21 protein-coding genes are annotated in these 21,498 nt (G+C 34.6%); 4 read left to right on the forward strand and 17 right to left on the reverse strand.

The genetic code is table 11. The annotated features are described in order from the left end of the window. Positions 1 to 37: 37 nt before the first annotated feature. A complete protein-coding gene (locus AAFN87_RS16665) occupies positions 38 to 1,180 on the reverse strand; it encodes a YhgE/Pip domain-containing protein (RefSeq protein WP_347792195.1) in 1,143 nt (380 codons plus the stop codon). Positions 1,181 to 2,375: 1,195 nt separating this feature from the next. Between AAFN87_RS16665 and trpB the strand changes: the two genes are divergently transcribed. After that, on the forward strand, positions 2,376 to 3,563 hold the full coding sequence (gene trpB / locus AAFN87_RS16670) for a tryptophan synthase subunit beta (RefSeq protein WP_347792196.1): 1,188 nt from the start codon (positions 2,376 to 2,378) through the stop codon (positions 3,561 to 3,563). Positions 3,564 to 3,686: 123 nt separating this feature from the next. Here trpB and AAFN87_RS16675 read toward each other — a convergent pair whose 3' ends face one another. Continuing rightward, complete coding sequence (locus AAFN87_RS16675) at positions 3,687 to 4,193, reverse strand: TetR/AcrR family transcriptional regulator (RefSeq protein ID WP_347792197.1); 507 nt, start codon at positions 4,191 to 4,193, stop codon at positions 3,687 to 3,689. Between the two features lie 114 nt (positions 4,194 to 4,307). On the opposite strand from AAFN87_RS16675, the gene AAFN87_RS16680 reads away from it, so the two are divergent. After that, entirely contained in the window at positions 4,308 to 4,658 is a 351-nt protein-coding gene (locus AAFN87_RS16680; RefSeq protein ID WP_347792198.1) for a VOC family protein, read from the forward strand. A 246-nt stretch (positions 4,659 to 4,904) separates the two neighbouring features. On the opposite strand, the gene AAFN87_RS16685 is transcribed toward AAFN87_RS16680, so the two are convergent. The 3 genes from AAFN87_RS16685 to AAFN87_RS16695 all read right to left on the reverse strand — a co-directional run bounded on the left by AAFN87_RS16685 (position 4,905) and on the right by AAFN87_RS16695 (position 5,926). Next, positions 4,905 to 5,138, reverse strand: coding sequence for a hypothetical protein (locus tag AAFN87_RS16685; RefSeq protein ID WP_347792199.1), 234 nt, complete (start codon positions 5,136 to 5,138; stop codon positions 4,905 to 4,907). A 73-nt stretch (positions 5,139 to 5,211) separates the two neighbouring features. Further along, complete coding sequence (locus tag AAFN87_RS16690) at positions 5,212 to 5,430, reverse strand: helix-turn-helix domain-containing protein (protein ID WP_347792200.1); 219 nt, start codon at positions 5,428 to 5,430, stop codon at positions 5,212 to 5,214. 10 nt (positions 5,431 to 5,440) lie between these two features. Next, entirely contained in the window at positions 5,441 to 5,926 is a 486-nt protein-coding gene (locus AAFN87_RS16695; RefSeq protein WP_347792201.1) for a DUF2975 domain-containing protein, read from the reverse strand. Between the two features lie 448 nt (positions 5,927 to 6,374). Between AAFN87_RS16695 and AAFN87_RS16700 the strand changes: the two genes are divergently transcribed. Both AAFN87_RS16700 and AAFN87_RS16705 read left to right on the forward strand, forming a co-directional pair. Beyond that, entirely contained in the window at positions 6,375 to 7,448 is a 1,074-nt protein-coding gene (locus AAFN87_RS16700) for a phosphotransferase enzyme family protein (protein WP_347792202.1), read from the forward strand. A gap of 265 nt (positions 7,449 to 7,713) precedes the next feature. Further along, positions 7,714 to 8,130, forward strand: coding sequence for a YhfM domain-containing protein (locus AAFN87_RS16705; protein ID WP_347792203.1), 417 nt, complete (start codon positions 7,714 to 7,716; stop codon positions 8,128 to 8,130). A 579-nt stretch (positions 8,131 to 8,709) separates the two neighbouring features. Here the strand turns inward: AAFN87_RS16705 and AAFN87_RS16710 are convergent. The 12 genes from AAFN87_RS16710 to glmM all read right to left on the reverse strand — a co-directional run bounded on the left by AAFN87_RS16710 (position 8,710) and on the right by glmM (position 21,443). Continuing rightward, the gene (locus AAFN87_RS16710) at positions 8,710 to 9,615 is read right to left on the reverse strand and encodes a sensor histidine kinase (protein WP_347792225.1); all 906 of its coding nucleotides are present in this window, start codon (positions 9,613 to 9,615) and stop codon (positions 8,710 to 8,712) included. Between the two features lie 20 nt (positions 9,616 to 9,635). Next, positions 9,636 to 10,391, reverse strand: coding sequence for an ABC transporter permease (locus AAFN87_RS16715; RefSeq protein WP_347792204.1), 756 nt, complete (start codon positions 10,389 to 10,391; stop codon positions 9,636 to 9,638). Beyond that, a complete protein-coding gene (locus AAFN87_RS16720; RefSeq protein ID WP_347792205.1) occupies positions 10,384 to 11,307 on the reverse strand; it encodes an ATP-binding cassette domain-containing protein in 924 nt (307 codons plus the stop codon). The genes AAFN87_RS16715 and AAFN87_RS16720 overlap by 8 nt, the downstream gene beginning before the upstream one ends. A gap of 80 nt (positions 11,308 to 11,387) precedes the next feature. After that, a complete protein-coding gene (locus AAFN87_RS16725) occupies positions 11,388 to 12,080 on the reverse strand; it encodes a response regulator transcription factor (protein WP_347792206.1) in 693 nt (230 codons plus the stop codon). 649 nt (positions 12,081 to 12,729) lie between these two features. After that, positions 12,730 to 12,924: a DUF4083 family protein gene (locus AAFN87_RS16730; RefSeq protein ID WP_347792207.1), complete on the reverse strand. Its 195-nt coding sequence runs from the start codon at positions 12,922 to 12,924 to the stop codon at positions 12,730 to 12,732. Between the two features lie 129 nt (positions 12,925 to 13,053). Then, positions 13,054 to 13,239 carry a hypothetical protein gene (locus tag AAFN87_RS16735; protein WP_347792208.1) on the reverse strand — a complete coding sequence of 62 codons (186 nt, stop codon included), beginning with the start codon at positions 13,237 to 13,239 and terminating at the stop codon, positions 13,054 to 13,056. A gap of 884 nt (positions 13,240 to 14,123) precedes the next feature. Beyond that, complete coding sequence (locus tag AAFN87_RS16740) at positions 14,124 to 15,113, reverse strand: alpha/beta fold hydrolase (protein WP_347792209.1); 990 nt, start codon at positions 15,111 to 15,113, stop codon at positions 14,124 to 14,126. A 408-nt stretch (positions 15,114 to 15,521) separates the two neighbouring features. After that, positions 15,522 to 15,866: a YxlC family protein gene (locus AAFN87_RS16745; RefSeq protein ID WP_347792210.1), complete on the reverse strand. Its 345-nt coding sequence runs from the start codon at positions 15,864 to 15,866 to the stop codon at positions 15,522 to 15,524. After that, entirely contained in the window at positions 15,853 to 16,383 is a 531-nt protein-coding gene (gene sigY / locus AAFN87_RS16750; RefSeq protein WP_347792211.1) for an RNA polymerase sigma factor SigY, read from the reverse strand. The genes AAFN87_RS16745 and sigY overlap by 14 nt, the downstream gene beginning before the upstream one ends. A gap of 630 nt (positions 16,384 to 17,013) precedes the next feature. Next, positions 17,014 to 18,816: a glutamine--fructose-6-phosphate transaminase (isomerizing) gene (gene glmS, locus AAFN87_RS16755; RefSeq protein WP_347792212.1), complete on the reverse strand. Its 1,803-nt coding sequence runs from the start codon at positions 18,814 to 18,816 to the stop codon at positions 17,014 to 17,016. A gap of 535 nt (positions 18,817 to 19,351) precedes the next feature. After that, complete coding sequence (locus AAFN87_RS16760) at positions 19,352 to 19,876, reverse strand: type 1 glutamine amidotransferase domain-containing protein (RefSeq protein WP_347792213.1); 525 nt, start codon at positions 19,874 to 19,876, stop codon at positions 19,352 to 19,354. 217 nt (positions 19,877 to 20,093) lie between these two features. After that, positions 20,094 to 21,443 (reverse strand): phosphoglucosamine mutase, encoded by a 1,350-nt coding sequence (glmM, locus tag AAFN87_RS16765; RefSeq protein ID WP_347792214.1) that lies wholly within the window; start codon positions 21,441 to 21,443, stop codon positions 20,094 to 20,096. Positions 21,444 to 21,498: the final 55 nt, after the last annotated feature.

Genomic DNA, 21,498 nt, shown 5'->3' on the forward strand with positions numbered 1-21,498 from the left:
TCAGCAGAATTTAAACATATACAGATTCTTTTGTATCCTACACTTCAGCTACTGGTAGTGGCTTATGGAGGAACCACACTATTAAAATATTAATTAACATCGCTACTAAACCAACTACACCTAATCCAATTAAATATGGGCTTACACTTACGCTACCAAAAATATTAGCAAAATAAGCTTGTACAGAATAATACATCGGTGAAATATAGCTTGCCCACTCATATGGTGCATACATCATTTCCCGTGGAATTGTTGCACCGTTCGCAATTGTTTGGACTAATAAGATCGGGATATTTAATATCATACCCGCTTCCCCAATTAGGAATACTACAATTGCTGTGAAGTTAAAGCATGTCCAATAATTCAGGACTTGTTGTCCCCAAATTTGGAAGAATAATTCACCACTTAAATCATTAATACCTACTGCTATACCGGCTGAAACTAAACCAGCAACAATACCAATAATAATGGCTGTTAATTGTACATAAATGAATAGACGCGTTTTAGTAGCTTTCCCGCGATTTGCTTTAAACGCTCCAACTAATTGCATTGATGCAATCATCGCCCCTACATATAAGGCCATCGTTAAAAACATTGGTAACATATTATTATGCATACCGTCTGGCATATCATTAATTGTAACAATATTTCCTACATAGCTATTTTCAATCTTCTGAGCCATTTCTTTTGCTTGCTCTTCAGGTACATTAACGTTCATTAAAATACCTTGTGCTGTTTGCTGTGAAAATTGAGCACTTAATTGCGCGTTAATTTGTGAAACAATTTGATTCATAGATGATGCTACAACTGTCGCTCCTGCTTCGTTAAGCGTGAAATCAATGCTTGATGATACTTCACCCTTTTGCAAATCAGTTGAAAACGTTTCTGGAATATGAATAACTAAAGCCAATTCGTTTTCTTCTAATTGTTCTAAAGCTGCATTATTCGATATATCCGTTTTAATTTCTTTAAATGGAAGCTGTTCTGCTAAGCTATCTGCAATTTGAGCTCCAGCTTCCCCTTTGTCATCATTAATAATGGCAATTTGTAATTGATCTATATTCCCTGGAATTGCCGTATAACCTGGCAAAAAGATTCCTAACATACACACTGCATAAAAAATCCCCATAAATAAAGCGGCGGTGGCACCTTTACTCTTCAAAAACTCTGTAAACTTCATCTAGTAATTCCTTTCTAAATACCTTCTCATTATAAAACCAGTAGTTCAATTAAAGTACTTTAATTGAACCATGTTTGCTATTTTATAAAATAAGAGATTCAATTGCAATTGAAAGAATTAGCATTACATATTTTGTTTTTATTTTTTGTCCAAATTATGAAAAGCCTCAATTTATACTCCGTTTTTTCCCATAAAAAAACCACTTTCAGCTATTAAAACCGAAGAGGCTATTCGAATATTATTCAGCTTATCGTATTACAATTCTGTTCTTTTCAAAAAAATCTATAAACTACCTTGTCTAAAGGTTCCCCTACTTCAACATTTTCCCGTGGCCCAAGTATCTGAGCGGCAATGTGTCCTAAGTAATCTAGTTTGCTCGATTGGACCTTTTGGATTTTATATACGAATAAAAGTCTCTAATAAAGTTGAAGTACGCAAGTATTAGCAATGCAAATATCCAGAAAAAATAATTCGGGAATTTATCTAGTATAAAATCAATCTGTAAAATGAAGAATACATTCGCAGACACCAATAAAAGGAAATTTGTCGTTAAAGAGATTAATGCTTTTTTATTTTTGAATAAGAAGGATGATATAACGGATATTATTAAAATAAGAGTTAATATTTGTAAAAAATTCATTGCAAAATTTGCAAATTCCATATTCTATACCACCTTTTTATTTTCTTATTTAAATTATACCTTTAAATATTAATAAAAAATTACCATACTTTTAAGAATAGTTATATTTGTACATATAATTGTAATTTTTGAACTTCGTTATAATAAATAACCTTATTTTGTAAAAAACCTAAAAGGAGTGTCCCTTTAGGTTTTTTATGTTCTTATGGTAACAACCAGTTACCGTTTGTTAATTGAATTCGACTAATTTGATAAGCACCCGAATTGTTTCTTTTAATGGGACTATTTCCATATACACCACGAGTGACCGTGTCATCAGGAGCTTTATACTCTCGGAAAAAACTTAAATTTTGGTTTAGTTAGATGAGTTAATTTCATAAATAGTTATTTAGTGAAAAATGACGAATAATATATAAAAGCGTCCCACCAAGCTAAGAGTGTCCAATTTTGCAATAAAAGTAATATTTCGGCCGGTTACTTTTTTATAGAATATCGAAAGATTTAAAGGAATATAAATATACTATAACGTTTAGTAGAAAAGGAGACTAGATTAGCATGAATTTAGAACAAAAAGTAGAACTACAAGAAGGATTTTTCGGGGAGTTTGGCGGCTGTTTCGTACCTCCTGCATTACAAAACGTATTAAACGTCTTAGCGGAGCAATTTAATCGTTATAAAGATGATGAGGAATTTATAGCGGAATACAAGCATTATCTGAAAGAGTTTGTAGGTCGAGAAAATCCACTTACATTTGCGGGCAATTTAACAGAAAAATTAGGTGGAGCGAAAATATATTTAAAACGTGAGGATCTGAACCATACAGGCGCTCATAAAATCAATAACGTAATCGGACAAATTTTACTTGCAAAACGTATGGGAGCTACGCGTATTATTGCAGAGACAGGGGCTGGGCAACATGGTGTTGCGACTGCGACCGCATGTGCATTATTCGGCATCCCTTGTACAATTTACATGGGGAAATTAGATACAGAAAGACAAGCCTTAAACGTATTCCGTATGGAGTTATTAGGGGCAACCGTAGTAGCAGTAGATAAAGGGCAAGGTCGTTTGAAAGATGCAGTAGATGAAGCCTTAGACGACTTAGTAGAAAACTATGAAAATACGTTTTATTTAATGGGTTCAGTAGTTGGACCACACCCATTCCCAACAATGGTGAAGCACTTCCAATCCATCATCAGTGAGGAATCGAAACGCCAAATTTTAGAAAAGGAAGGCAAATTGCCAACAGCAGTTATCGCATGTACAGGCGGTGGTAGTAATGCTATTGGTGCGTTCGCGCATTACCTTGAAGAAGAAATAGTACGTTTAATCGGTGTAGAGCCAGCAGAAGCCGCTTCGTTAACACAAGGCGTTCCGGCAGTAATTCATGGATTTAAATGTTTGACTCTTTTAGATGAAGACGGCAATCCACAACCAACATATTCAATTGCAGCAGGGTTAGATTATCCTGGTGTTGGTCCTGAACACTCCTATTTAAAAGTAACAGGTCGAGCGGAATATGTAACGGTGACAGGAGCCGAAACACTCGCTGCCTTTCAAGAACTTTCTCAAAGTGAAGGAATCATTCCAGCACTTGAGAGCGCCCATGCCATTGCGTACGCGTTGAAATTAGCCCCTACATTATCGAAAGAGGACATACTAATCGTCAACTTATCGGGACGCGGTGACAAAGATGTTGAACAAGTTTTTGAAATGCTTTCAAAACAAAATAAAGAGAGCTAACTTACGATTAGATGGTTCCGATATTATATCGGAGCCATCTTTTTAAATTCCATTGCTGTCATAATGTATTGCCATCTGAAAATACCCGTTCAATTTCTTTATTAGAAAAAAACTTGGTACATATTATTTAAAAAGCCACTTTACTAAATCTCTTCCTTGTTCATGTGTAATTTGATCGTTAGAAATAGCATTCAAAATAGAACGCCATGAAGAAATCAAAACAATTTCTAAAGGAAGATTTTCGCTTTTAAGCATATTAGTTAACAATTCCTCAATTTTGTCAGTACTACTAGAAGGCTTTTCCTCACTTAACAACTTACAAATACCCATCTTAACCGAAAAATCTAAACCGGTTATCAGTGCGGCCTCCAAAGCTTTCCCGTCTTGGTCAAATAATGACGCTGCTCCCTCCATTCTATCGACCATTCTTTGCTCCATTTCCATTCTAATAATTTCATACAATTTTGCTTTAGATCCAAAATGGTGGTAAATTGCTCCGGTTGTCATGTCCGCTTTATTTGCTAACTCAACGATATTAACCTCTTGGTATCCCTTTAGACTAAATTCTTCTAATGCTGCTTTAATAATCTTTTCCTTATTTGATCCTGGTATTGGTATCCATTCTTTCATAACTTCATATTAACACAATGACTATGTTACGTAAATCGATTACGCTTGACATAACTCGTTTATGTAATGGATAATTCAGTTATGCACCAATAATACTGTATAGGAGGAAAATCGATGAAATTACTTTTTATGGATTATCCAGTAAAGGATTTAAAAGAAGCTCTTGCTTTTTACCGTGATGTCCTTGGATTTGAAGAAGCTTGGCGTGAGGGTGATCATACCGTTGCATTAAAATTACCTGGTTCTGATGTTCAATTAATGATTGAAAACGATGAAATAGGCTTAACTCCTGGTGCTGTCTTTTTAGTAGATAATGTGGATAAATACTATGAGGATAATAAAGAAACACTAAATTTCATTAAAGAACCAGTTGATATTCCTCCTGGTCGTTATGCCATTTTTCAAGATAATTCAGGGAATTTATTAAGAATTCTTGATTTTACTAATGAAAGTAATCCTGAGTGAAATATATTTTTGGAAATGAAAACACCCCTTTGGCAAAGAATTATCCAAAGGGGTGAAACAGTACAGCTTCTTCATTAGCGATAGAACTTTATTTTTCAAAGCTACACACACGTTGTTTAAGGACAACAAATTTAGGTACTACAAATAGGTGAAATCTGCATTCTTTTGTTATGTGAAAACGACCTTTCATTTATAGTTATCTTCAAAATGAATTAATACTGATAAACTTCCAGGTTAGTTGAACAATCACAATGGAATTTTATCACTTATTTCACCTTCGTTAGATGTCCAAATTCGATATTTTAATCCGTTGATTTCAACCACTAATACGTATTCGGTAAACCACTCCCCCCATTTCCCAATGTTGTTTATGCTCACTACATTCGTAATTTCTGGGTTATTTTCAATGACATTTTCCTTCGCATTCGTTAGCATATTATTTGAATATAATTGAATTGAAAAATATCCTACAAAAAGCACAAGCCCAATACCCACCATTAGCCCTTTAATTCTCTAACAACTCCCGTTAGTTAAATAAATTTATTGTCTGTTTTTATTGAGTGTCCTCGTCGTCTTTGTACTCCAAAATATCACCTGGCTGACAATCCAAAGTCTTACATATCGCTTCTAATGTTGAAAAACGAACCGCTTTTGCTTTGCCATTTTTCAAAATAGAAAGATTCGCCATAGTAATTCCAACCCTTTCCGAAAGCTCCGTTACACTCATTTTTCGTTTTGCTAACATCACATCAATATTAATAATAATTGCCATATCATTCACCTCAGACCGTCAAATCATTTTCTGATTTTATATTAATCGCTTCTTGTAGAAGCCGTTGGAGGATAGCGGCAAAAACGGCGATAATCAACGAAGCAAAAATGATGATGAGTCCCATTATTCCAATAGGAGGGTCAACTTTATTCGCTATAAAATGGAAGATAGGCATACCTAATACATACAAACTACTAATTAGTATCGCACAGCACTTTATGTTCTTTAACGCCTTTACAGATAATTCCGAGAACGCTGTGTTCTCATCAATGTACCTTAAAAGATTAAAAGCCTGATAGAGAGCAAAGTAAAAAGGCACAGCCGCTCCATACATCACGATGAAAATGAGATATTTCATTGGGGGAATATTCGGATACAATTTTGATGCGAAATTCGCCATATGGGGTACTAAAAATATACATAAAGCAAGAACTGCAATTCCAGCCAGAAAAATAATTGCCTTTAAGAAAGTGGTTGAACCTCGTTTAACATTCATATTATGCACCTCACTTATTTAATAACAATATAAATTTACCACAATATTTATTGTTTTACGATAAATTCGTGTTGTTTTTAATTATATTATTGTTGTTACTTAAAAGTCCTTTTAATTTTGACATTCATTAAAATATTCACAATCTAAAACTCGACCCATGGCTAATGGATCGAGTTTTAGATTTGATTTGATTGATTTATTTTTTCTTTCATTTTATATCGTTGAATGTAAGTTCACAACTTCATAGTTTTTTTATAACTAATTATGGAATTTGTATAAAAAGTGGAAGTGAGGTAGGTAGTGTGACATAATATGATTCATATAAGGTAACTTATATAATATTAATTTTGATAAAAGGGTGATTTTATGAAGAATACAGTATTAGGTAATCGAGTAACAAACAGGAGGGCGACTATACTTTAACCCTCCTAAAAACAAGGAGGAAAATATGACTTGGAATGAAGTTATTAAAATCTGTGATGAATTTTTGCTTTCAACCATTTCAAAATTATATGGATTGGAAGAGTATCGAATTGAACTAATTTCCCCACACGAAGGAGGGCGAAATATAGTTTATATTTGTGAAAAAGAAGGATCAAAAACAAAAATACTTAGGATTTCTTACTTAAACGATAGGAACCTAGAGGATTACCTCGGTGAATTAGAATATATACAATACCTATTCAATCATGGTGGCAGTGTTTCAAATGTAATCAGTTCATTAAACGAGAATATTTTAGAGAAAATTTCTTGTAACGGCAATACGTTTTTTGTCAGCTTATTTGAAAAAGCTAAAGGAAAAAGGCTTGTGGAAAACAATTATAAATACCGAGAAGGTGTTGAAATAACCGAATATTACCATAACTGTGGCAAAGTACTTGGTAAACTGCATCAATTATCAAAAGAATATACTCCTGTTCATAGTAGATATAATTTTTTCGACAAATATAATGAAAACTACATCGATGAGTTGATACCCGATACACTATCTTTACTTAAAACAAAACTCAAAGAACTTATTAAAACACTGAAAAACTTCAATAGAACTGAAGAAAATTTCGGTATGATTCATTTTGATTACAATGACGGAAATTATTCGATAGACTTTGATAATGGGCAAATTACGGTGTATGATTTTGATAATTCTTGTTTTGGTTATTATATGTATGACCTTGCTGATCTCTGGACACAAGGGGTTGGGTGGATTCAATTCGAGCCAGATCCTAAAAAACGTAGAAAGTTTATGGAGGATTACTTTAAAATCATTCTTGACGGATATAGTTCCGAAACCGAAATTACTGATAATATGCTAAATAAATTACCAGTATTTATTAACGCAACTATTATGGAAAATATAATAGACGCGTTTGAGGTAATGAAAAATAATGAAATCGATCCAGTGTGTGACGAGGAGTTAATGTATCTTGTAAAGTGTTTGGAGGAAGACATTCCGTACAAGGGATTCTTCGATGAAATATATTCATGTGAGGCACCATTTGAATTTGAAGTACGGAGCGTATAAATTTTATATTTAAAACTGATCCAACCACAGATTTAACTTTTATTGTTACTAAAAAAAATCAAGCGAGCTAAGCACAAATTGCTTTAGCTCGCTTTTTAATTCAATTTTATTTTATCCAATAAGCTTTAGAGAAGCGGATTCAGAATGACAGTGTATTGAGAACTGAAGAAAACTATATGTAAAACAGTGAATAAAATGATATTTTCACTACTTAAAAAACGTGTCAAACCGTTAATATATTAACATTTTAAAGGGAGTGAGAACGTTGAAAATGAAACTATCTATCTGCATGCTGTTTTTTGCACTATTAATAGGCTGTACAGCAGAGAATACAGAACTAAACGGTGAAATAACAAAGATTCAAGTTCAAAAAAATACAAATGAGAAAGAAGAAAGGATTATCAAAGATAAGGAAACATTGGAATTATTAAAAAGTTATCTTGAAAAGATATTATGGGAAAATGCAAAAATAGAAATGTCTAGGAAACAAGATGTCACTATAACTTTATCTATAGATTTAGATTCGAAGGAAATATTGAAAGAATATGATATTTGGTTTAATAATGATAATTCAGCAACATTTATTAATTATAATGAACAAAAAAAAGGTACTCTAAATAAAGAAGATGCCAATGGTTTTAAAGAAATACTAATGAATAAGCAAAGATTTTGCTTTCCGTAAAGAAGTTTTTTAGTCACTTTCTGAAAAAGGAGAAGAACTTCTTGTCTTATTATAAAGGAAGAGTAGAATTGACCCGTGTCAGGGATTCATAACTTCTTGATTTCATAGCGACAAAGACTGTCTGCATACAACTTGTTCGTACTGTAGCTTATTTCAAATCAAGACGTACCCGAAAAAAGTCGTGGAACGGAAAAACCAATAAGAGGTCTATTCAGCGTTTTTCTTTCTGCACGGTACGGACAGCACAGAACTCGTTTGGTAATTGCGTTTCCTAATCTTAAAAACCTCACACACCTTGCACAGTTGGTCAATAATGGTGATATAGTTCCCGCCAAGAACTAACGATCCCTAATAGTTTAAGTACATTATTTCACAAACTGTTAATTACATTAATTGCTCGAAAAATATCCAAGTAACATGGCAAAATAGCCATTTATCTAAATTTTTTCAGATAAACAGCTATTCGTTGTGCGTACCGAAAAGGGGCGCTTTTTAATATTTTCGGCTTACAAGCAAGTATTATCACTATCTGTAACGATTATTTTCAAAGCACTCACTAGTCTGCAAAAGTAATCTAAGTTAATAACCTACTTTCCATTCACAAATCATGATTAACTTATTGTCTTGTTGTAGTTCCGCATGTAGGTCTCCACCCATCTTCACCATTAAACTTTTAGCAATCGACAAGCCTAATCCGGTACCTTTTCCTGTTCTTGTTTTATCAGCTTTATAAAAACGATCAAAAAGATACTTCAAATCATGTTCACTGATTTGATTTGCTGAATTACTAATAATAACTTGTATGGCACTTAGCGATTTTTTTAGTCTAATTACTACATTGCCATTTGAATGTTTTATGGCATTGAGTACAAGATTTTCTATCACTCGTTTAACCGCAGACGGATCAGCAATCAAAATTATCTCTTCATCTGGAATATGAATGACTGGCTCAAGATTTTCTTGATTGAATTGTTCATAAAAACCTACTAAAATTTCTAAAACTAAATTGTTCATTTTTATCTTTTCATTCTTTAGCGGATAATCTGCAGATTCTATAATAGAAAGTTCAAAAAAGTCTTCCAATAAAACCTTTAATCTCAATGCTCCACTTTTAACTATTGCCGTATACTCTCTCTTTTCCTCCTGCGACAATTCACCATATTCCAAAAATTGTATATATCCTAAAATTGAGGTAAGTGGTGTACGAATATCATGCGAAATATTAGCAATGGCCTGTTTCAATTCATTTTCTTTCCTTTGTTTCTCTGCATTTGCCTGTTTTGTTAAATCAATTTGGGCATTGATTTCAATTGCCAATTGTTCAAAATCTTTGTCAAAAAAAACTAAATCCAGTTTCTTCTCTGTTTTTCTGTTGTTTAACTCAAACAACTGCTTGTAGGCTCTTTTTATCTCCCTTTTAAGCAAGTAAAAGCGAGTGAGAAAAAATACAGCTACTATTATAGAAATTATCGTAATATAGACGATTTTCCTCACCCCTTCCTCTATTACTTAATTTCCTTCTTCTGAAAAACTATACTGCCTATTAGGGCAAAGATAATATAAGTAATTATCGGAACAACCAATAAATTAAGTAATTCCTCACTACCTACGTTAAATTTGGTAATATCCAAAAATAGCTTGAAAACCGAATTGTTAAAGATTGTTTCGAATAAAGTAAACTCTTGACTTAATGCGTATAGAATACTATCAATAAGAATGAAAAATAAGATAAGAAACGCAATCGTCTTTCCGTTATCTGTGAAGATGATAGCAGCAACAGCCATAATCGATGCAAATGCTAATGCGTAAAGGATAGTTAGTCCGATAGTCCGAACAATATAAGATAATTCTGGCACGTCATTAAACCCAGATAATACGCTTCCCACTATAGTCATAAAAATAGGGAATACCAATGAAATAACAACCGCCCCAATTGAAAAGACCAATAATTTAGCTAGATAAATACGAAGTCTGCTATTTCCAGAAGCACCAATACTTTTCATTGTTCCGATAGAGTACTCACTAGAAATAAAGAACCCAGCAAGAATACAAGGAGCCAGTCTAGTAATGTAATTATTACCAGCGAGTGCTATAAAAGCATATAGTTCTTTCACTGAAACGGCTTGTGCATTAAATGAGCCATCATCAAAAAATATGAGTATTGGATAAAAGGCTCCGGATATAGCTAATCCAATAACTAATACCCAAAATATACGATCTTTTCTTAACTTAAATAATTCTGATTTCAATAGATTACTCATTTTTAGCACCTCCGATAAGATTCGTAAAATACGTTTCCAAATCTTCACCCATTGGCATGAATTCTTCGATAATCAATCCTTCATTAGAAAGTGTTTTGGAAACCTTACCTGGTGCATCCAAATAAGCAAATAACTTAATCGTCCCATCTGGTAAAACTTCATAGTGAGTAGTCCCTAATTTAATCTCAAAAATAGTTGTAGCTTTATCTGGATTATCTACTTTAATATGAATATAGCGTTGGCATTTTTCGTTTAGTTCATTGGTCGTTAATTGCTCCAATAATTGACCTTTATGAATAATTCCATAATGAGTAGCTAGTAAATGAAGTTCACTTAAAATATGGCTAGAGATTAAAATTGTAATGCCATATTCTTGATTCAACTTTTTTAATAATTCTCTAATTTCTACCACACCCATTGGATCAAGACCATTTATTGGTTCGTCCAAAATTAAGAATTCAGGATCTCCTAATAGCGCAATGGCAAGTCCAAGTCGCTGTTTCATCCCTAATGAGAAATTCTTGGCCTTCTTATTCCCTGTGCCTTGCAGTCCAACAAGCGAAAGAGTTTTCTCGATACAATCTTTCCCTGGTATTCCTTTTAACAGTCTGTGTGCTTCTAAATTTTCAGTTGCCGTCATATGCGGATACAACGCCGGTCCTTCAATGATCGTTCCAATTCTCTTTCTAGCTTGGATTAGTTCACGTTCATTACTGTTTCCGAATAGCTCTAAATGCCCCGAGTTCGGCAAAGCAAGACCTGTAGCTATTCTAATTAATGTTGACTTTCCAGCACCATTTTGCCCGATAAATCCATAAATTGAACCCTTTTCAATCGATAGATTTACTTTATTGAGGGCAAATTGATGTTTATATTTCTTTGTTAAATTACTTGTTCTAAGTACATAATCACTCATACCTAGTACCTCCCTCATATAATGCTTTTAGTTTATAAAGGAAAACATAAGAAAGGCATAAGTTAATTCTTAAAAAAACCTTAAGTTTTTAATCGATATCCCATCCCCCAGATTGTTTCGATATATTCTTCGTTGGGATTAGCACTAGCTAGCTTGCTTCGAATATTACTCAAGTGAACATTAATTGTGTTATCATCGCCATGATATTCTTCATTCCATACACTTTCAAACAAGTTTGCTTTAGTAAATACTTTCTTAGGAGAAGACATAAGTAAGGTCAAAATGGCGTATTCTCTTGCAGTCAAAAGTATTTCTGTACCATTTACACTTACCTCTTTTGAATCCGTATCAATGCAAAGATCCTTATATCTTAATACCTTATTTAATACAGGCTTACTTATTTGCCGAAGCCTCCTTAAATGTGAATCAATCCTTGCCGATACTTCCTCTATATCAAAGGGCTTCGTTATATAATCATCCGCACCTGTTCGTAAAGCATCGATTTTCGTCTGCAGCTCCATTTTGGCCGAAATAATGATGACTGGAACATGAGATTGCTCACTTATTTTAACTAATATTTCTTCACCATTCATTCCAGGTAGCATCAAATCCAGTAGTACCATATCCCACTCTTGCTGGTCTAAATAAATCATCGCTTCTGTTCCAGAAAAAGCTGGTTGAGGTATATAACCACTATTTTTTATGATGCTACATAATAATTGATTTATATCATTGTCATCCTCAATGACTAAAATTTTTATTTGATGCCCCAATTGATCGCCTCCTTATTATTTATTAGCAAATCGATTTAGTCCCATTCAAAAATTTATATTAATGGATATAAAGAATCAATCAAAAACGTATTGTAAATTTAACTGAACTCTTTACTAATTCTCCACATTTAGGTAACAATTTAGCAGGATTAGGACAATTACTAAACGCATCAAAAAAACAAGTTTCAACCTCAAATCAAATTTCTGTATTAGTATTTCCTATTTTTCTTCTATAAACAGTCTGACTCTACTGCTGAAAAAGGCACAATTCCTTTTCAAGAATTGCACCCTATCGTTGAAGATTATTACGAAGCCTCCGTTAGCATCTATGTAGCGCAAAACCAGCGCTACACAACAGAGATTGAAAGATAATTAAGTTCTTTCATAGGAGTTGAAGAAGAAACGTGAAGTCTAAGCAACAATAGCGCCCGATTGTTGAAGATCGTTATTGAACTAAAGGCCCTGGAAGTAGTCTTATTGAAGCTATGTTTATATACCTTTGCATATACAGCTGTATAAACATTATTAAATGGAAAGCCAAGAAACGATGGTTTCACAGCATTTCTTGACTTTTTGTGTATTTCCAAACTTTCATTTAGGAACGTCTATTTGTATAACTTAAACAATTTTTTACCTTAATGTTTCTAATTTAATGATTTTTTTCTTTTAATAACAAAAGAAGCTGTTCGTTCTGCTCAATTAGCCTATCCATTTTTTCCTCTAAGTCACTCGAATTATTAGCTTTAACTGAAGAATTTATTATTAATCGTCTAATAAAAAGAGCAAAAGAAATAAAGAATAGAACAATTAAAAGTATAACGATTATTAAAAATAAACTTTCCATAATCATCCCTCTTTAAAGCACCTTTTTTTACATTATAGCATTTAAATAGACTATAGGTTTTTAGCTCGTTCGTTTATATAAAAATGTCCCCAAAGCGGTGTTTGGGTACTTTTTTAAATCCTTGTTGCACTAAAGCACTTCGATCCCTGTAAAAAGGTTATCGGATAATGGCATTGTTTGTGGAATAGTATCCCACTGTCCAGTATTTATTTGTGCTGACCAATAAACATATGCAGTTAAGCGTTCAATCGTAAAAATTAGTCCACTAGTTAAAATGAATAACGATCCTAAAATTAGACTTGTTTTTTTATCCAAAAGATTACCTCCTATGTACCACTTCATTAGTTGAAGTATAACCTTCCCAAACCCTCGTTTGGGGATATTTCTTTGCTTACCGTTGTGAATCCGTATAAATCTGAAGGTACTCCTTGTTCAACTAAACTGCTTCGTTAGTTTAATAACCATTTATCGCTAATTTATATACTCACTACTTTATTCATATTACTTTTTTAATTACCCGAACTAAATATTTCGCAGCAAAGTATGATAAAGGAATACCTAAAATCAAGACAAGAAAGCTCATAAAACGACTATTAAAAAAGTATTTATTTTCCAATTAAGCGGCTAGTTTAAAGTATTGAAGAAATAGAATTATTACTAATGCTACAAAGCCTACTTCTCTCATCATTAATTTATTTTCGTTAACCTTTCCCTTGCCATCCCAATTTTCTCCCATAACCGAATCCACCCCATTTCCATTTGACTCTTCTTACACTAACCTGCTGCGTTAGTTGAAGAATAACTTTTCGGAATTTTCAATCTATTATACCAGTGATTCCTCATCTTCCTTCGATAAAATTTCATACCAACATCTTATTAGCAAGTGTTTTAACAATTGAATTAACAAAGGCATATAAATTTATAATGTAGACATTTACTGAGTTTAGTCGTGATGGGAAAATTGATATTGATATTGATCTTTCTGAATTAAATCCAAATGAAATTTCTGAATATTTATATGTAAAAAGAATTTAATCAAGCTTAAACACTCTTCGCTTTGCTTGTGACAAACTTAAACAATACAAAGATGTTGCACTAACATGCATGGTACGTTTGTTGAAGTACATTCATATCTAAAGATAAAAAGGGAGCTAATATTATATTTCTAGCTCCCTTTCGTCTGTATTTATAACAAGTCCTTAGTTGATTTTTTTAAGGAAATTACTTGTGGCTTCACTGATATCTGTAATATTAGTTTGAAAGAATCCATGAGAGCCTTCAATAAGTTTGGACTCAGCATTTGTACCAAGTCGATTTAAGTGATTTTTTTGAATCTCTTCTCCATCTTTTAATTGATTTTGATTAACTGAGGATATTAGTTTCAATACAGGTATTTCTGAAGGGAAGACTACGCTGTTTACCTCATTGACAATGTCCTTTAAACTCAAAGCCTGATTAATGATCGTATCGTTGAGAACATGATAAGAAAATAATTTATTATCACTGATTTCTTTTTCGGTATAGCCATTTTCAACTGTTTGAGCAGAAGGTAGGAATCCATTGAGGATTCGATTTAATCCAGTCTCTTGCAGTAACGTACCGAAACCATACATGATTTTTGCATTTTTGGGTTCCATTACAAAAGTTTGTAAATTAGATTCCATTTTTACTGTTGGAGTTGTGTCTAGCATAATAATCGCAGAGACTTCGTCAGGATATTTCGCTGCATAATATTCGCTATAAACTCCGGACACAGAATGAGGCATTAAGACATAAGGTGGCTTCATACCAGCCATAGATAATGCTGTTCTGATTTCTTCCATATAATTTTCATTTGTTCGTGGTGTATCAGTCTCGTCACTGAACCCCATTCCAAAATATTCAACAGTAACTACAGTATAATCTTTCGAGAGTTCTCTCATTAATGGACCAAAATCTGCACTTGGCAAAGGCAACCCCAAACCCGGTAACAAAACAATGGTTTGCTCTCCCTGCCCCATTGAATATACATGCATTTTTTGATTATTTACTTCTACCATTTCCCCGTAAGGCGAGATAGCTTCAAGCTCATTTGAAAAGAATATTTTGTTGATTGCAAATCCTATTACATTCAGACAGACAATTATTCCTAAAATCCATGCAAAAACATACATTATCTTTTTACCTTTGTTCTTTTTAATTTTACTCAATATGATTACTCCTTTTCTATGGAGGAAAAGATAATAGAAATATCTCTGGCTTTTCCTCCGTATGTAATTTCAAAGCTATATTTCTCTTAACATTTCATTCATTTTTCCCCTCCAAACTGTTTATTTACCCTTAATACGATTATGTTCATCTAATCGTTCACTCACGAAAAAATAAATAAAAAAAATCTCAGGAATTTGAGCCTGAGACCTTTCTTTTAAATATTTTTCTTGCAAAAATAAGATAGATAATAAGATACGTTGGAAATGTAATAAGGCCTAAAAAGCCCCATAGCCAAGCATTGTGTCCCCGCTTCCGTGCATCCCAAAACATCCATGAGCCCTGGCAAATCAGAATAAATGCAATTACGACCATTAACCAAAGCGGTGTGCTACTTAGTTCGTTTGAGCTCATTCATTACTGACCTTCTTTCTAGTTTTGTTAAGTGCTAAGGGCAGTAAGATAATCCCCACAAGCTGAAAATAAAGAAAAAGAATTGGTTGACGACACACGACAGCAATCCCAACTGAAAGTACAAATACTGCAACGGAGATAAACGAGAGGAGGTCTTTCCATTGTTTTTTTCGTATTCTTTTTTTCTCTAATTCAATATTCTGCTGAAACCATTGTAAGTTTGGAGTAGATACTGGATTCCATTGATCCAGTTTTTCTAAACCATCTATTAATTGCTTAACCGTTAATTCATCTTCATCATCCAACATAGAATTACTATTTTTAGAATCATACTCTTTCAATTTCAGCCAACTCCTTTCGTACACTTTTTAGACCATTTGAAACTCGAGATTTTACTGTCCCTTCTGCAATACCCATAATTTTTCCAATTTCCTTATATGAATATCCGTAATAATGCTTTAACACGATTGGCGTACGTATTTCTTCATTAATTTGAGCAAGTACATCAAGTACATCAGTCCATTCTTCGTTCATATTGGCTGCATTCCATTTCATTTTTCGGAGCGCTTGTTCCTGCTCTAGCCAGTTTTTCTCCCGCTTCTTTCTACGCTGTTGATCGATAAAAAGGTTCGTTGCGATTGTGATGAGCCATGAGGAAAACTTAGATTCACCATTATACACTTGGATTTTTTCAATACACTTCATCATCGTCTCTTGTGTTAAATCTTCCGCGATTTGTGGATGAAGGGTAACTTTTATTAAATACTTTTCGAGGAACGAATAATTCTGTTGTAGCAGTTTCGAAAGCGCCAATGTATCTCCTCTTTTCGCCTTTCGAATTAAATCCTTTTCATCCATGAGATCTACTCCATACAATAATAATCTATATGTAATACGACTAACTGGGGAAAATCGTTCATTTTCAAAATAAAGAAACACAACAAAAACATTTAGCCACCTATTAGTATTAATTAAGTTTACTTGAAATTTATATATTTGACCGAAAACCAAAGTATTTTTGCTCATTCAACGAGTTCAAAATAATTGATTAATTATTATAGTAGTATCAAACTACTCACATGATTTGTTTAAGTATGTTTTCTTTAACTAACATGCGGCGTTAGTTTAAGTACATTTCTTCACAATCTTTATAGTTACATTAACATAAATATCTAACAAAAAATGATCTAACCTCTAAGAAATCTACAGAAGAGGGGATTTTATCAAACTTTATTACAAAGCTACAGCTAGCGAATGTGGAATTATGTCAATATTAATTATAGAATTCTTATGTAATTTTATAATTATTTTTATAATTTATCATTATTATGAATAGCTCAAAGGAAAAAAGAAAACCTTGATACAGCAATCATTTGCGCTGTATCAAGGTAATAATTGATGTCACTTAAACTTATAATTAAATGACAAATATAGTTATTAGTTGTGACAGGATTAATTATAACTCACATTTAGCTTTAGAATATTTGATTATTCTACCGTCACCGATTTAGCTAAATTTCTCGGTTTATCTACGTCACAACGGCGGTGTAGTGCTGCGTAATAGCTAATTAATTGTAGTGGTACAACAGATACTAATGGTGTTAGTAATGTGTGTACGTGTGGAATGACTAGGCGGTCGCCGTCTTCTTGGATGCCGTCCATTGCGATAATACATGCATTAGCACCGCGCGCTACTACTTCCTTGACGTTACCACGAATGTTTAACGCTACTTGCTCCTGTGTAACAAGAGCGAAAACAGGTGTGCCTTCTTCAATTAACGCAATTGTACCGTGTTTTAATTCTCCGCCAGCAAAACCTTCTGCTTGGATGTATGAGATTTCTTTTAACTTCAGTGCGCCTTCTAAGCTCACGCAGAAGTCTAAGTTACGTCCGATGAAAAATGCATTGCGTGCGATTTTTAAATAATCCGCTGCAATTTCTTCCATTACGTCTTTTGAGTCTACAATTGTTTCGATTGCAGTTGCAGCAATAGCTAATTCTTGTTTTAAATCAAAGTCGATAACATTGCCGCGCGCCTTACCTGCAACGTATGCAGCTAATGCTAGTACTGCTATTTGTGCTACATATGCTTTCGTTGACGCAACCGCAATTTCTGGTCCAGCGTGCAATAATAAAGTGTAATCTGCTTCACGAGAAAGTGTTGAGCCTTGTACGTTTGTAATTGTTAATGCCTGGTACCCGAGCTCCTTCACTTTGACAAGTACTTGGCGGCTATCTGCAGTTTCACCTGATTGTGAAATGAAAATAAATAAAGGATTCTCAGAAAGTAATGGCATGTTATAACCGAACTCACTTGAAATATGCACCTCTACTGGGATACGAGCAATCTTTTCAAAATACTCTTTCCCTACAAGTCCAGCATGGTAGCTTGTTCCAGCAGCAATAATGTATAAACGATCCGCTTTGTTTAAAGCAGCTAATATATTTTCATCAATGGCAAGCTCGCCTTTCTCTTCATATGATTGAATAATTTTACGTACGACACCTGGCTGCTCATCCATTTCTTTTAACATGTAATGTGGGTACGTGCCCTTTTCAATATCGCTCATATCTAGCTCAGCAGTATAAGGCGCGCGCTCTACTGTGCGGCCATCCAATGTGGAAATTTCTACGCTACCTTGGCGCACAAGAACAACTTCTTTATCATGAAGCTCAATAAATTGATCTGTTACTTGTAGCATTGCCATCGCATCTGAAGCAACAACATTAAAGTTTTCGCCCACACCAACTAATAATGGCGATTTATTTTTTGCTACATAAATTGTTTCTTCATCTTCGTTATCTAACAGTGCTAATGCATAAGAGCCATGTACAAGTGATAATGTTTTACGAAAAGCTTCCACTGTTGATAAGCCTTCCTCATTTGAGAAGAGTTCCACTAGTTGTACGATTACTTCTGTATCTGTATCAGACTGCATTGGAATCCCTTTTAAATATGTTTTTTGCAGTAAGTGATAGTTTTCGATTACGCCATTGTGCACGAGTGTAAATCGTCCGGATGCACTTTGATGTGGGTGCGCGTTTCGACGGTTCGGTACGCCGTGAGTGGCCCAGCGTGTATGACCAATACCAATTCCAGCAGCAACCTCATCGTCCACTGCTTTACGTAAATCAGCAATGCGACCTTTTTCTTTAAATACTGTAATACCTTCATTGGTACGAAGTGCGATACCTGCTGAGTCGTAGCCACGATATTCCAGCTTTTCTAAGCCTTTTAATAAAATTTCCTTCGCATCTAATAATCCGTTATATCCAACAATTCCACACATATTCTATATTCCTCCGAGTCGTATAGAGGACAAAACTAGTGCGTGTAATCTACTTATAAAAAACACAAATAACCCTTTCAATAAAAGGCAATGTTAAAGTAAACTACAAGCGGTAAACTTTTTTGCACATGGCTGTTCTGTCTAACAAACGCATAGCAAAAGGCTTTGTAGTTTTGTTCTCAATTAATTTTGTATGCCGATTCGCTTCTCTGTTCAGAAAATCACTTTTCTGTTTTAAAACGAATTTTACGACCGGGCACTTTCGATCGGGAGGCATCCGCCGAATTTTCGATAACCTCCACCTCGTCAACTAAGGATCTATTGCCGTACGATTTCCTTAGCTCAGGCGCTATAATTGTTTTCCTTTGTATTTATAATGCGCAATTCTCTCCTCCTTATACTGCGCATGCTTATCTAGCAAGCTTTCATTGCTATTTTCACAAGCATTTACATCATACATAAAACATGGCAACTCGTCAAATTAAAGTAATAAATGCACACTACTCGCTTCAAACGGCAAATAGTGTGCAAACGTTTACAGTGATTTTTCTTCTAATAATTTTACAATTTCTCGATTAAATGCTGGTAAATCTTTTGGAGTGCGGCTAGTGACAAGTTGCTTTTGACAGACGAAAACTTCCTCGTCATGATACGTAGCTCCTGCATATTCTAAATCCACCTTAATCGATTTATAGCCTGTTGTATCGCGTCCTTCTAGTGATTTTGCTGTAATGAGTAGCTGCGGGCCGTGACAAATAGCAAAAACAGGCTTCATTTCATCCATAAAGTGCTTCGTGAATGCTACGATGCGGTCATCATCACGCAGTAAATCTGGTGAAAAGCCACCTGGGATAAAAAGCGCATCAAAATCTTGTGGTTGCACTTCGTCAACGCCGTAATCGATTTTGACCTTTGCTTCTCCTTTCTTCCCTGTAACTATTTTATTCCCTTCTTTATCAATCGTTACAATAGTATGTCCCGCTGCTTCTAAAGCTTCTTTCGGACTTGTGTACTCGCTATCCTCGAACTTGTCTGTAATTAACGCTGCAATTTTCGCCATTTTCTACACTCCTTCAAGATTTAGTACATTTGTATAGTTCCCTAAAATAATGGTCAGTAAACAAAGGGCAAGCTAGGTACACGCAGTTATGGTAAATCCGGCTCTCCATGCACAGTCTTTTACTTACAGCAGCTTCCTAGTTACCTTTAAACACATCTATTTAAACTCTTAACAAAAAATCGCCCCGGAAATTTTCCCGGAGCGTCTATTAAATCTATTATTCAGCTAAACCCATTTCAGCACGTACAACATCTGAAATTTTGTTTACATATGTTTCACATGCTTCTTCTGTCGCTGCTTCTACCATGACACGAACTAGTGGCTCTGTACCAGAAGGGCGTACTAATACGCGTCCGTTACCCGCCATGTCCGATTCTACTTCAGCAATGATTGCTGCAACACGCTCGTTTTGCGTTACAGCATGCTTGTCAGTGACACGTACATTCACTAAACGTTGTGGGAAGATTGTCATTTCAGAAGCTAACTCAGATAATCGTTTCCCTGTCATTTTCATAATGTTCACAAGCTGGATACCTGTTAGTAACCCATCGCCTGTCGTATTGAAATCAAGGAATACGATATGACCTGATTGCTCTCCACCTAAGTTATAATCGTTTGCACGCATCTCTTCTACTACATATCGATCACCAACAGCTGTTTTCACGCTAGTCATATCATTTTCTTCAACCGCTTTGTAGAAGCCCATATTACTCATTACCGTTGACACAACAGTACCTTTTTTCAGGCGACCTTTTGCGTGTAAATACTTACCGATAATGAACATAATTTGGTCACCATCAACAATTTGACCTTTTTCATCTACTGCAATTAAACGGTCACCATCACCATCAAAGGCAAGACCTACATCTGCACCGCGTTCTAGGACAAATTCAGCTAATTTTTCAGGATGTGTTGAACCCACTCCATCATTAATGTTTAATCCTGTTGGTGAGGCACCCATCGTTGAAATATCTGCTTCTAAGTCAGCGAATAAATGTGTTGCTAGGGAAGATGTCGCTCCGTGTGCACAATCTAATGCTACATGAATATTCATGAACTCTTCTTCAACTGTTTGTTTTAAATACGAAATATATTTTTGGCCACCTTCGAAGTAGTCGCTTACTGAACCGATTGCTGCACCAACTGGACGTGGTAAAGTATCTTCTGCATCAAGCAGTGCCTCAATTTCTGCTTCTTGTTCATCGGTTAATTTAAACCCATCAGGGCCGAAAAATTTTATACCATTATCTGCAACTGGATTGTGTGATGCTGAAATCATAACGCCTGCTTCTGCATTTAACACACGAGTAAGGTATGCAACACCTGGAGTACTAATTACACCTAGACGCATTACCTCCGCGCCAATTGATAAAAGACCTGCTACAAGTGCACCCTCTAGCATTTCTCCAGAAACGCGCGTATCACGTCCAATTAATACTTTCGGGCGATTTTGCACATCCTTCGTCAATACGTATCCACCAACACGACCAAGCTTAAATGCAAGCTCAGGTGTTAACTCACTATTAGCGACGCCACGGACCCCATCTGTTCCGAAATATTTACCCATTACTTTTTCTCTCCTTCAACACTAGACATCCCTTGCTTTATATATAAATCAATAG

This window comes from Solibacillus sp. CAU 1738 (genome assembly GCF_039888725.1).
Lineage (GTDB): Bacteria > Bacillota > Bacilli > Bacillales_A > Planococcaceae > Metasolibacillus.